Consider the following 12,200-nt stretch of genomic DNA (forward strand, 5'->3'; position numbering starts at 1 on the left):
TGAATGATTCTGGCACTGATCCTGGCCCTGCCTTTCCTGGGCGCTTTCCTGCCAACGCTGGCCGAGGGGCGTGGCCGCCTCGTCTGTGCGCTGGCCACCGCCCTGGCGCCGGCCATCGCCTTCGGCCTGCTGCTCAGTGAAGCCGGCCGGGTGTTCTCCGGCGAGGCACTGATCCTCCACCAGCCCTGGCTGACCGAGCTGGGCCTCAACCTCAGCCTGCGTCTGGATGGTCTGGGCTTCCTGTTCGCAGTGATGATCCTCGGCATCGGCCTGCTGGTGATCCTCTACGCGCACTACTACCTCGGCCGTCATGAAGCGGCCGGGCGCTTCTTCACCTACCTGCTGCTGTTCATGGGTGCCATGCTCGGCGTGGTGCTGTCCGAGAACCTGCTGCTGATGCTGGTGTTCTGGGAAATGACCAGCCTGTCCAGCTTCCTGCTGATCGGCTTCTGGTCACATCGCCGCGACGCGCGCATGGGCGCCGGCATGTCGCTGACCATCACCGCCGGTGGCGGCTTCGCCCTGCTGGCCGGCATCCTGCTGATCGGCCACATCGTCGGCAGCTTCGAACTGAGCGACGTGCTGGCCGCGGGCGATCTGATCCGTGAGCATGCGCTGTATCCGCTGGCGCTGATCCTGGTGCTGCTGGGCGTGTTCACCAAGTCCGCGCAGTTTCCGTTCCATTTCTGGCTGCCGCGAGCCATGGCCGCGCCCACGCCGGTGTCGGCGTACCTGCACTCGGCGACCATGGTCAAGGCCGGCATCTTCCTGCTGGCACGCCTGTACCCCGCGCTGTCCGGTTCCGACTGGTGGTTCTACCTGGTCAGCCTGACCGGCCTGTCGACCCTGCTGGTGGGCGCGGTGCTGGCGCTGTTCCAGACCGACCTCAAGGGCCTGCTGGCCTATTCCACCATCAGCCACCTGGGCCTGATCACCCTGCTGTTTGGCCTGGATGCGCCGCTTGCCAACGTGGCGGCGATCTTCCACATCATCAACCACGCCACCTTCAAGGCGTCGCTGTTCATGGCCGCCGGCATCATCGACCACGAGACCGGTACCCGCGACATGCGGCGCATCAACGGCCTGTGGAAGTACATGCCGCACACCGCCGTGCTGGCCATGGTGGCCTCGCTGGCCATGGCCGGGGTGCCGTTGCTCAACGGCTTCCTCAGCAAGGAAATGTTCTTCGGCGAGACCCTGCACCAGAGCCTGTTCGGCGGCTTCAACTGGCTGGTGCCGACCCTGGCCACCGTGGCCGGGATGTTTTCGGTGGCCTATTCGCTGCGCTTCATCCACGACGTGTTCTTCAACGGTGAGCCCATCGACCTGCCGAAGTACCCGCCCCACGAGCCGCCGCGCTACATGAAGATACCGGTGGAGATCCTCGTGCTGCTGTGCCTGGTGGTGGGCATGCTGCCGGCCTGGACGGTGGCCCCGTTGCTGGCCTCGGCGGCCAGCGCCAGCCTGGGTGGCCAGTTGCCGGAGTACAGCCTGGCGATCTGGCACGGCTTCAATATGCCGCTGGCCATGAGCACCCTGGCGCTGCTCGGCGGATTGGCCCTCTACGCGGCCCGCGGGCCGCTGTACGCCTGGTTCGACGGCTTGCCCTCCATCAATGCGCTGATGGTCTTCGATCGGGTGGTGACCAGCCTGGTCAACGTCGCCCGGCGGGTGACCCGCGCGTTGGAAAGCGGCTCGCTGCAGAGCTACCTGACCTGGGTGCTGGCCCTGGCGCTGCTGCTGGTGGTGGTGGCCCTGTCGCCGCTGCGCGTGCTGAGCGGCGAGCTGCAGATGACCCCGCTGGATCCGGTCACCGCGCTGGGCCTGCTGGTGCTGCTGGCCGCCGGGGCGCTGACGGTTGTCTTCCACCTGCGCTACCTGACCGCGCTGGCCATGATCAGCGTGGTGGGCCTGATGGTATCGCTGACCTTCGCTCGCTTCTCGGCGCCGGACCTGGCGCTCACCCAGCTTTCGGTGGAGGTGGTGAGCATCATCCTGATGCTGCTGGCGCTGTTCTTCCTGCCGCTGCGCACCCAGGTGGAAACCAGCAGCCTGCGCGGCCTGCGTGACATGGTGGTGGCCGTTGCGGTGGGCACCCTGGTGGCGGTGCTGGCCTTCGCCGTGCTGACCCGTCCCTACGAGACCATCGCCGGATTCTTCCTGGCCAACAGCGTGCCCGGCGGCGGCGGGACCAACGTGGTCAACGTGATCCTGGTGGACTTCCGCGGCTTCGACACCCTGGGCGAGATCAGCGTGCTGGCCATTGCCGCCGTGGGCATCTACGGCCTGCTGCATGGCCTGCACCTGCCGCATCCGCGCCGCGACTACCGTGGCCAGCCCTGGTCCACTGACAGCCACCCGATGATCCTCGATGTGCTGGCGCGCACCATCATGCCCCTGGCGCTGCTGGTCTCGGTGTTCATCTTCCTGCGCGGCCACAACCTGCCGGGCGGCGGCTTCATCGCCGGCCTGGTCACCGCGGTGGCCCTCGTGCTGCAGTACATCTCCCATGGCGTGACCTGGGCCGAGTCGCGCCAGCCGTTCAGCTACCACGCGGTGGCCGGCGGTGGTGTGCTGATCGCCGCGCTCACCGGCCTGGGCAGCTGGGCCTTCGGCCATCCGTTCCTCACCTCGGCGTTCGGTCATTTCCACATCCCGTACATCGGCGAGCTGGAGCTGGCGACCGCCATGCTCTTTGACCTGGGGGTCTATCTGGCGGTTGTCGGGGCGACGCTGCTGATCCTGTCCAACATCGGCCACGTGAGCCAGGCCGAATGCGAGGAAGTGCTCTGATATGGAAGCTTTGTATGCCATCACCCTGGGTGTGCTGGTCGCCAGCGGCGTTTACCTGCTGCTGCGGGCGCGCATCTTTCCCGTGGTGCTCGGTCTGACCCTGATCTCGTATGCGGTCAACCTGTTCCTGTTTGCCATGGGACGCCTGGTCACCGGCGCGCCGGCCGTCATCGGCAAGAGCACCGAATTCGCCGATCCGCTGCCCCAGGCGCTGGTGCTGACCGCCATCGTCATCGGCTTCGCCATGACCGCCTTCGTGCTGGTGCTGGCCCTGCGCGGCATGGGTGAGCTGCGCAGCGACCATGTGGATGGACAGGAGCCGCGTCAATGAATCACGCGATCATCCTGCCGATCCTGCTGCCGCTGTTCGCCGGTGCGCTGCTGATGTTGCTGCACCGCAGCGGCAAGTCGTTCAAGCGTGCGCTGTCGTTGCTGGCAACGCTGGCGCTGATTCCGGTGACCGCCTGGCTGGTGCTGCTGGCCGGCGACGGCGAGCTGCGCGTCTATGCGCTGGGCGACTGGCGCCCGCCGTTCGGCATCATCCTGCTACTCGACCGCCTGAGCGCACTGATGGTGCTGCTCACCGCTGTGCTGGCCGGCTTCGCCGCGCTGTACGCCAGTGCCGGCGAAGATGAGCGCGCGCCCAATTTCCATGCCCTGTTCCAGTTCCAGCTGGCGGGCATCAACGGGGCGTTCCTGACCGGCGACCTGTTCAACCTGTTCGTGTTCTTCGAGATCCTGCTGATCGCCTCCTATGGCCTGCTGGTCTACGGCAACGGCGCCGCACGGGCGCGGGCGGGCATGCATTACGTGGTGCTCAACCTGCTGGGTTCGTCGTTCTTCCTGATTGGCGTCGGCACCCTGTACGGCCTGCTCGGCACCCTGAACATGGCCGACATGGCTGCCCGCGTGGCCAGCGCCGACTCGCAGACCGCGCCGCTGGTGGCCGCCGCCGGCTTCCTGCTGCTGGTGGTGTTCGGCCTCAAGGCGGCCATCCTGCCGCTGTACTTCTGGCTGCCGCGCACCTACGCGGCAGCCAGCGCGCCGGTCGCCGCACTGTTCGCGATCATGACCAAGGTCGGCCTGTACGCCATCCTGCGGGTGTTCACCCTGGTGTTCGGCAGCGAGGCCGGCGAACTGGCCTTCTATGCCCATGACTGGCTCTGGTGGCTGGCGTTGCTGACCCTCGCGGCGGGTGCCATCGGTGCGCTGGCCGCCCGCAGCCTGCAGGAGATGATTTCCTATCTGTTGGTAATTTCGGTGGGCAGCCTGCTGGCGGTATTCGCCTTGGGCAGCCGTGCCAGCCTGGGGGCGGGTCTCTACTACCTGGTGCACAGCACCCTGGTATGCGGCGGGTTGTTCCTGCTAGCCGATCTGCTCGGCCGGCAGCGCGGCGAGCTGGCCGGTGCGCTGCAGGTCGGTCCGATGCTGCGCCAGCCGATGCTGCTGGGGGGGCTGTTCTTCTTCGGGGCGCTGGCGGTGGCCGGTCTGCCGCCGTTGTCCGGTTTCCTCGGCAAGCTGCTGATGCTGCGTTCGGCCGGCACCGGCGCCACCGCGCTGGAGTTCTGGCCGCTGCTGCTGATCGCCGGCCTGGCGTCGATCGTCACCCTCAGCCGGGCTGGCAACCGCCTGTTCTGGCGCAACAACGGCCAGGCTGCCGAAGGGCCGCTGGCCGATCCGCTGCGCTTGGCCGCCACGGCCGGTCTGCTGCTGGCCAGCGTGGTGCTGGTGATTGTCGCGCAGCCGCTGCAGGCGTACCTGGATGCCGCCGCCGCACAGTTGCTGGACCTGGCGCCTTATCTGCGCATTGTTGAAGGAGGTGAGGCATGACGCGCTTCGCCTGGCTGCCCCATCCGGGGCTGAGCCTGTTGCTCACGGGTGTCTGGCTGCTGCTGACCAACCAGCTCAGTCTCGGTCACCTGCTGCTCGGCCTGTTCCTGGGCTGGGTTATTCCGCTGCTGCTGCGCCGCTACCTGATCTTCGTGCCGCGCGTGCGCAAGCCGCTGAAGCTGTGCCTGTTCCTGCTCAAGGTGTTCTGGGACATCGTGGTCGCCAACCTGCATGTGGCGCGCCTGGTGCTGGGTCCGAAGGAACGGCTGAACCCGGCGTTCGTCGAGGTGCCGATGGTCATCGAGGATGAGTTCCTGCTAGCCACCCTGGCCTGCATCATTTCCCTGACTCCGGGAACGGTCTCCGCCGGGCTGACACCCGACCGCAAGACCCTGCTGCTGCATGCCCTGGACGCCCCGGACATCAAGGCGCTGGTGGCGGAACTGAAGCACCGCTACGAAGCCCCGCTGCTGGAGATATTCGAATGCTCGCCTACGTGATTCCGCTGTGCATGGGCCTGCTCGGCCTGGCGCTGGTGCTGAACATGCTGCGTCTGGTGCGCGGGCCGTCGGTGCCCGATCGGGTGCTGGCCCTGGATACCCTGTACATCAACGGTCTGGCGCTGATCGTGCTGTTCGGCATCTGGCTGGCATCGGACATCTTCTTCGAAGCCGCGCTGCTCATCGCGGTATTCGGCTTCGTCGGTACCGTGGCGGTGGGCAAGCACCTGCTGCACGGCGACCTGATCGACTGAGGGACACACCATGCCTTTCTGGATCGAATTGCTGATCTGCGCGTTTTTGCTGCTGGGCAGCCTGTTCGCGCTCGTCGGCGCCATTGGCCTCTATCGCCTGCCGGACTTCTTCACCCGTCTGCACGCGCCGACCAAGGCCACCACCCTCGGCGTGGGCGGCATCATCATCGCCTCGGTGATCTTCTTCAGTGTGCAGAAGCAGGGCTTGAGCCTGCATGAGCTGCTGCTCACCCTGTTCCTGTTCATCACCGCACCAGTGAGTGCGCACATGCTGTCGAAGGCCGCGCTGCAACAGGGCCTGCCGGCGATGGACAAGACGCGCGGCCGGCGATGGAAGGACGACGGGTTCTGAGGAATCCTGTGCCGGCCGCGCCTACCCGGCCGCGCCAAGAGCTCGCGAATGAATTCGCTCCCTCAAGGCCGCTGCCGGGCTGGTCCGGACTGTCCCTCAAGCGTAGGGTAGACAACGCTGTTCCTGTCCACCATTGACCCCGCACGGCGGCCAGAAAGGCGCTGACCGTCCTACGTCTAATCCCGCTTCAATGTGAAATTTCTTTTTCCGGATTCGCCATGAGCAAGTTCACCCCCGTCATCGACCGCTCGCGCGATGAGCATTTCATGCGCCTGGCGCTGGACCAGGCGCGCCTGGGCGCGGCGCAGGGGGAGGTGCCGGTCGGCGCGGTGCTGGTGCGCGATGGTGAGGTGGTCGGCAGTGGCTTCAACGCGCCGATCAGCCGTCACGATCCCAGCGCCCATGCCGAAATGGTCGCTATCCGCGCCGCCGCCGAGGCGGCGCAGAACTACCGCCTCCCGGGCACGACCCTCTACGTGACGCTGGAACCCTGCAGCATGTGCGCCGGGCTGATAGTGCATTCGCGCATCGCCCGCGTGGTCTACGGTGCCAGCGAGCCCCGCGCCGGGGTGGCGGTGAGCCAGGGGCGCTTCTTCGAGCAGAACTTCCTCAACCACTGGGTACGCGTCGAGGGCGGCGTGCTGGCCGAGGAGTGCGGGGCGGTGTTGAAGGAATTCTTCAAGGCCAGGCGCTGACGCGCTTCCCCTCTCCCTTGATGGGAGAGGGGCCGGGCGCCGTTCAGGCCGCCTCGGCCCGCGCCATCGCCTGGCGCTGGCGCCATTCCATGAAGGTCTTCAGGAACACGGTGAGCAGCGCCATGCACGCCAGAAGCGCGGCGGCGGTGAAGGCGGCGGCGGTCTTGTAGTCGTTGTTCAACTGCTCGACCAGCAGCGGCAGGGTCAGGGTCTGGTTCATGATGGTGCCGGACACCACCGACACCGCGCCGAACTCGCCCACCGCCCGCGCGTTGGTCACCACCACGCCGTAGAGCAGCGCCCACTTGATGTTGGGCAGGGTGACATGGCGGAAGATCTGCCAGCCATTGGCGCCCAGGGTCAGCGCGGCGGTTTCCTCTTCGGCGCCCTGGCTCTGCATGGTGGGAATCAGGATGCGCGCCACATAGGGCGCGGTGACGAACACCGTGACCATGACGATCCCCGGCCAGGCAAACATCAGCTGGATGTCACGATCGTAGAACCACTGGCCGACGAAACCCTCGATGCCGTAGATCACCAGGTAGCACAGGCCGGCGACCACCGGCGAGACCGCATAGGGGATGTCGATCAGCGTCGACAGCAGGCGGCGGCCGCGGAAGTCGTAGCGCGTCACGCACCAGGCCAGGCAGATGCCGAACACCAGGTTGATCGGCACCGTGGCGATGGCCACCAGCACGGTGAGCATCAGTGCGTGCTGCATGTAGTCTTCGGAGAGGTTCTGCACCAGCAGGTCCCAGCCGCCGGATAGCGCGCGGGTGAAGATCAGCACCAGCGGTACCAGCAGAACCAGGGCGACCACGGCGAGGCCGAGGCCGATCAGCAGCCATTGCTGCCAGGAATGGGGCTTCTTCATTTCTTGCGCTGCCAACGAAGGACGCGACTCTGCACCACCTGCAGGGTGAACAGCAGAATCAGGGAGGCCAGCAGGATCACCGAGGCGATGGCCGCGGCGGCGGGATAGTCGAATTCCTGCAGGCGCACGAAGATCATCAGCGAACTGACTTCGGTCTTGAACGGCATGTTGCCGGCGATCATCACCACCGCGCCGAACTCGCCGAGGCTGCGCACGAAGGATTGCGCGCCACCGGTGATCAGCGCCGGCACCAGCATCGGCAGGATCACGTGCCAGAAGGTCTGCCACTTGCTGGCGCCCAGGGTGTGCGCGGCTTCCTCGAACTCGTTGCCCAGCTCCAGCAGCACCGGCTGCACGGTGCGCACCACGAACGGCAGGCTGGTGAAAGTCATGGCCACCACGATGCCGGGAAATGCATAGGAAACCTTGAAGCCCAGCCACTGGCCGATCCAGCCGTCCGGCACCAGCAGGAAGGCCAGGGTCAGGCCGGCCACCGAGGTGGGCAGGGCGAAAGGCAGGTCCACCAGGGCGTCCACCAGCCGCCGGCCGGGGAAGTCGTAGCGGGCGATGATCCAGGCCAGCAGCAGGCCGATCAGCAGGGCGGCCAGGGACGAGATCAGCGCGCCTTGCAGGGTTACCGCATAGCTGGAAACCACCCGCGGATCGCTGATCGCCCGCCAGTATTCCAGCCAGGTGAGGTCACTGACGTACAGCAACAGTGCCGAGATGGGCAGGAGGATCACCAGCGACAGGTACAGGGTGCTGATGCCGAAGCTCAGCCCGAAACCCGGCAGGGTGGGTGCCTGATGAAAGAAGCGCGGAATCGGAAAGGTCACGGGAAATCGCTTGTCGATCGGAAAACAACCGCCGCAAAGGCAGTGCCGCCCGGCGGGGGCGGCACAGTCTAGCGCAGGCGGGACATCAGTTGGGGCGCTGGCTCAGCAGCTGGTCCAGCACGCCGTTGCGGCCGAAGTGGGTCTCGGTGATGGTGTCCCAGCTACCCAGCACGTCGGTGGGGTTGATCAGGCGAACCTTGGCGAACTGGGCCTCGGTGGCCTTGACCACCTCGGGGTGATGAACGCGCAGGTTGTAGCGGGTCAGCAGTTGCTGGATGTCCCGGGTGTACTGGAAATTCAGGTATTCGGTGGCCAGCTTGCGGGTGCCCTTCTGGTCCACCACCTTGTCGACGATGGCCACCGGGAACTCGGCCAGCACGCTCACCGGCGGAATCACGATCTGGTAGTTGCCGGCCTTGAAGTCCGGATGGTTGGCGATGTTGATCACTTCCGACTCGAAGGTCAGCAGCGCATCGCCCTGGCCGTTCTGGGCGAAGGCCACGGTGGCGCCACGGCCGCCGGTGGGGAAGTTCTCCACGTTGTGCAGCAGCTTGCCGACGAACGCCTTGATCTTGTCCTGGTCGCCGTTGAACTTCTCGTTGGCGAACAGCCAGGCGGCCAGGTAGGTGTAGCGGGCGTTGCCGGAGGTCTTCGGGTTGGGGAACACCAGCTTCACGTCGTCGCGAATCAGGTCATCCCAGCTCCGGATGTTCTTCGGGTTGCCCTCGCGCACCAGGAAACCGATGGTGCTGTAGTACGGCGAGCTGTTGTTGGGGAACTCGGTGGCCCAGTCCTCGTTGAGCAGGCGGCGCTTGGCGAGGATGTCCACGTCGGTCACCTGGTTGAAGGTCACCACGTCGACCTTCTTGCCCTGGATGATGTCCTGGGCCTGCTTGGAGGTGCCGGCGAAGGACTGGTCGATCTTCGGCTCCTCGCCGGTGGTGGCCTTCCAGTGCTCGATGAACTTCGGGTTGATCTCTGCGAACAGTTCGCGTGCCACGTCATAGGACGCGTTCAGCAGCGGCGGAGTCTGCGCCTGGGCGGCGGCGCCGAACAGGCTGGTGGACAGGGCGGTGGCCAGCAACAGTTTCTTGAGCATCGAAAACGTCCTTCGCGCAAGCGGGCAATCGGGAGTGGCCAGGCGGCCGTCTGGGTGGGGATTCTGCGGGATAGCCATATGCTATGAAAATACGGAATTCTCATAGTGATATAACGATTTAGAATAAGTGCGCGGAGCCGTCAGTTCGGGTCGAGCCGGGGGCATTCTCAGGCCTGCGGAGGCTGGCCGGATTGTTCATCCTCGGGCTTCTCGCCTCTTCCCGGCGTGCCCTGGCCCACATCGCTGGCCTTGTCGTGCAGGCGCTCACCCTGATGGCGCAGATCGCCGACGCGGCCCGGTGCTACGCCGGGCTCTTCGTTCTCGCGGCTCTCCTCCGCGGGCGACGGCTCGGCTTGGGTCGGGGTGTGCTGCGCATGGTGTGGGTCGCCGGTTGCCATGATGAGCGCTCCTGCGGGGCTGCGTGGACGGGCTGAGCAGGGGACCGGAAGGGCGGCGCGCAGGTTCCGGGTATGTGGCGAGCTGCGGCTCAGGGCGCGTGGCTGCAGCGCAGCTCCGCGTAGGGCTGGCCGGGCGCGTAGTCGCCGGGCACCCGCTCCACCACCTGGGCGCCGGGCGCGATCCGGAAAGGTACCGGTGGGGTGGTCGAGCGCACTTCCGCCGGAACCTGGAACTCGCAGACGACGGTCTGCTCGCCATGGTTGATTACCTTGACCGCCCGGACCCCGAGCAATTCGCCGTCCAAGGCCTGCAGCGGTTTGCCCATCGGCTGGACGTCAATCTGCAGGCCCTCCTGGTGGAGGATGATCTCGGGCTCGGCATTCTGGGCGAACAGGGGCAGGGCGAGGGCGAGGCCGCAGAGGGTGGACAGTGGCCGGAACATGGCGGATTCCCTTGCTGACGAATACCCGCCTTTAGAAGGCTGTGCGGCTGTTGGGTTCGCGCGGGGCGAATTTCAGCGCGTGGAGCCTGTCGGTTACCAGGAAGATCAGGCGGCCGCGAGGCGGGAGGAAGTGATGCGAGAGATGCGCTGGGGTGCCGTGATGCTGCTGGGGTTGCTCCTGGCAGCCTGTGGCGACGGGAACGGGGAGCGGGACCGACCTCCCGCAGCGCCGGCCATGCAGCCGGGCAACCCGGCCGCCGAGGGGGCGGATCGGCCCGACCTGCATGGGGAGGAAGCCGGGACCGAACGCTGACCCCGGCGTAACCGACCCGTCAGCCGATGCTGATCGGCGGCAGTTCCGGCAGGGTCACGGTCTGCTGGCTGCGCGGGGCCAGGATCTCCGCCTCGCCGTCGACGACGATCTCGTCCCGCTGGTTGACCACGCGGGTGCCGATGCGTACGCGGAACTTGGGCAGTTTCTCGAGGATTTCCAGCTGCACGGTGAGGGTGTCGCCGAATTTCACCGGGCGGGTGAACTTCATGGTCTGGCCCAGGTAGATGGTGCCGGGGCCGGGCAGGGTGCAGGCCACTGCCGCGCTGATCAGTGCGCCACTGAACATGCCATGGGCGATGCGCTCCTTGAACATCGTGCCGGCGGCGAACTCCGCGTCCAGGTGCACCGGGTTGCGGTCGCCGGACATGGCGGCGAACAGCTGGATGTCCTTCTCACCGACGGTCTTGCTGTACGTGGCCTTCTGGCCGACTTCGAGCGCCTCGTAGGGAGTATTGGTGAGTTGGGTCATGCGATCTCCTTGGGGTGGCAGGACTGCCGGTTGGCCAGGGCGGCCTCCAGCCAGTCGAGCAAAAAGGCTATGACATCCGCGCGGTTCGTTTCGTGCAGCAGTTCGTGGCGGGCGTCGGGGTAGAGCTGAGCGCTGACGCGTTCCAGGCCGGCACGGCGCAACGCGTCGACAAGATCCAACTGACGCCGTCCGTCACTGACCGGGTCACGCTCGCCGCCGATCACCAGCAGCGGCAGGTCGTGGGGGATTTGCGCCAGGTTTGCCACCGGCGTGATCTCCAGCAGGCCGCCGAACAGGTCGATCCACAACTGGTTGGTGCAGCGAAAACCGCACAGCGGATCGGCCAGGTAGGCGTCGACCGAGGCGGGGTCGCGGCTCAGCCAGTCATGGCGAGTGCGGTTGGGACGGAACGCCTTGTTGAACGTGCCGAAGGTCAGCCATTCCAGCAGCGCGCTGCGTCCATGCCGGCCCTGGCGCCAGCGTTCCAGGCGTGCGACCAGGCGTCCCAGCCGATAGAGCGCCGGCGACTGGTAGTTGGAGCCGGACAGCACCGCGCCGGCGAAGCCTGCGCCATGACGCAGCAGATAGGCCTGCGCCAGGTAACTGCCCATGCTGTGGCCGAACAGGAGCAACGGGACCTGCGGGTGGCAGGCGCGCAGGTGCAGTTCGAGCTGGTGCAAATCCTCGAGGACGCGCCGCCAGCCGTCATGGTCGGCGTAATGGCCGAGCAGGCCCTGCCGCTGACCGGTAACGCCGTGGCCGCGCAGGTCCGGTGCGTAGAGCGCAATGCCGCGCGCGGCCAGCGCCTGGCCAAGTTCGGCATAGCGTGCGCCGTGTTCGCTCATGCCGTGGATCAGCAGCAGCGCAGCGCGCGGCGGCTGGTCCGCGCTCCACTGATTGACCTGGAGGGCAACACCGTCGCTGGCTGGCAGGGTAAAGGTGCGCATGGCGCGCGCTCCGCTGAATAAAGACACGCATTGTAGGTAGGCTGCCGAACGCTGCCCAGCCCGAGGGTGTGCGTGCTGTCCCGCAGTTTGCGGTTTGCGCTCCGCCGGCGGGCTGCTACCTTGCTCCGGGTCATACCGGGTGGCCTGTTGCAGGGGTGCCGGCGGGCGAAATCCGGCGGCTGCTGCGGAGGCTGCATCTCGTGACTGAATGTCAATTCTCAGTCATTAACGAGACTGCAAGGCTTGATTTTGGCTATGGATGGCCTTTTGCAAAGCTGATACTCTCGCGGCGCTTAGGGGCTCTGCACCGGGCTCTCGGCCACCGAATAATATCAACCAACCGTCACTGCCGACGGTGAAGACAAGCTGTAGCTTA

14 protein-coding genes are annotated in these 12,200 nt (G+C 66.3%); 7 read left to right on the forward strand and 7 right to left on the reverse strand.

From position 1 onward, the window contains the following. Positions 1–3: 3 nt before the first annotated feature. From PT85_RS01355 to tadA, 7 genes are all read left to right on the forward strand, one after another. The gene (locus PT85_RS01355) at positions 4–2,793 is read left to right on the forward strand and encodes a monovalent cation/H+ antiporter subunit A (RefSeq protein ID WP_039605720.1); all 2,790 of its coding nucleotides are present in this window, start codon (positions 4–6) and stop codon (positions 2,791–2,793) included. A gap of 1 nt (position 2,794) precedes the next feature. Beyond that, on the forward strand, positions 2,795–3,124 hold the full coding sequence (locus PT85_RS01360; RefSeq protein ID WP_039561990.1) for a Na+/H+ antiporter subunit C: 330 nt from the start codon (positions 2,795–2,797) through the stop codon (positions 3,122–3,124). Then, the gene (locus PT85_RS01365) at positions 3,121–4,623 is read left to right on the forward strand and encodes a monovalent cation/H+ antiporter subunit D (protein ID WP_039561992.1); all 1,503 of its coding nucleotides are present in this window, start codon (positions 3,121–3,123) and stop codon (positions 4,621–4,623) included. The genes PT85_RS01360 and PT85_RS01365 overlap by 4 nt, the downstream gene beginning before the upstream one ends. Beyond that, positions 4,620–5,123 (forward strand): Na+/H+ antiporter subunit E, encoded by a 504-nt coding sequence (locus PT85_RS01370; protein ID WP_039605721.1) that lies wholly within the window; start codon positions 4,620–4,622, stop codon positions 5,121–5,123. Before PT85_RS01365 ends, PT85_RS01370 begins: the two co-directional genes overlap by 4 nt. Then, positions 5,108–5,377 carry a K+/H+ antiporter subunit F gene (locus PT85_RS01375; protein WP_039561996.1) on the forward strand — a complete coding sequence of 90 codons (270 nt, stop codon included), beginning with the start codon at positions 5,108–5,110 and terminating at the stop codon, positions 5,375–5,377. Before PT85_RS01370 ends, PT85_RS01375 begins: the two co-directional genes overlap by 16 nt. Before the next feature lie 10 nt (positions 5,378–5,387). Beyond that, a complete protein-coding gene (locus tag PT85_RS01380; RefSeq protein WP_039561997.1) occupies positions 5,388–5,729 on the forward strand; it encodes a Na+/H+ antiporter subunit G in 342 nt (113 codons plus the stop codon). Between the two features lie 218 nt (positions 5,730–5,947). Further along, on the forward strand, positions 5,948–6,424 hold the full coding sequence (gene tadA, locus PT85_RS01385; RefSeq protein ID WP_039605722.1) for a tRNA adenosine(34) deaminase TadA: 477 nt from the start codon (positions 5,948–5,950) through the stop codon (positions 6,422–6,424). 43 nt (positions 6,425–6,467) lie between these two features. Here tadA and cysW read toward each other — a convergent pair whose 3' ends face one another. The 7 genes from cysW to PT85_RS01425 all read right to left on the reverse strand — a co-directional run bounded on the left by cysW (position 6,468) and on the right by PT85_RS01425 (position 11,824). After that, the gene (gene cysW / locus PT85_RS01390; RefSeq protein ID WP_039605723.1) at positions 6,468–7,298 is read right to left on the reverse strand and encodes a sulfate ABC transporter permease subunit CysW; all 831 of its coding nucleotides are present in this window, start codon (positions 7,296–7,298) and stop codon (positions 6,468–6,470) included. Beyond that, positions 7,295–8,134: a sulfate ABC transporter permease subunit CysT gene (cysT, locus tag PT85_RS01395; protein WP_027590891.1), complete on the reverse strand. Its 840-nt coding sequence runs from the start codon at positions 8,132–8,134 to the stop codon at positions 7,295–7,297. Before cysT ends, cysW begins: the two co-directional genes overlap by 4 nt. Before the next feature lie 85 nt (positions 8,135–8,219). Next, positions 8,220–9,233 carry a thiosulfate ABC transporter substrate-binding protein CysP gene (gene cysP, locus PT85_RS01400; protein ID WP_027590892.1) on the reverse strand — a complete coding sequence of 338 codons (1,014 nt, stop codon included), beginning with the start codon at positions 9,231–9,233 and terminating at the stop codon, positions 8,220–8,222. Between the two features lie 167 nt (positions 9,234–9,400). Continuing rightward, positions 9,401–9,631, reverse strand: coding sequence for a hypothetical protein (locus tag PT85_RS01405; protein WP_039605724.1), 231 nt, complete (start codon positions 9,629–9,631; stop codon positions 9,401–9,403). A gap of 89 nt (positions 9,632–9,720) precedes the next feature. Then, a complete protein-coding gene (locus tag PT85_RS01410; protein WP_027590894.1) occupies positions 9,721–10,074 on the reverse strand; it encodes a hypothetical protein in 354 nt (117 codons plus the stop codon). Between the two features lie 332 nt (positions 10,075–10,406). Next, entirely contained in the window at positions 10,407–10,877 is a 471-nt protein-coding gene (locus tag PT85_RS01420; RefSeq protein ID WP_027590896.1) for a MaoC family dehydratase, read from the reverse strand. Beyond that, entirely contained in the window at positions 10,874–11,824 is a 951-nt protein-coding gene (locus PT85_RS01425) for an alpha/beta hydrolase (protein WP_039605726.1), read from the reverse strand. The genes PT85_RS01420 and PT85_RS01425 overlap by 4 nt, the downstream gene beginning before the upstream one ends. Between the last annotated feature and the right edge of the window lie 376 nt (positions 11,825–12,200).

Origin of the sequence: Pseudomonas flexibilis (assembly GCF_000806415.1) — a bacterium.
In the GTDB taxonomy this organism is placed as follows: Bacteria; Pseudomonadota; Gammaproteobacteria; order Pseudomonadales; family Pseudomonadaceae; genus Serpens; species Serpens flexibilis.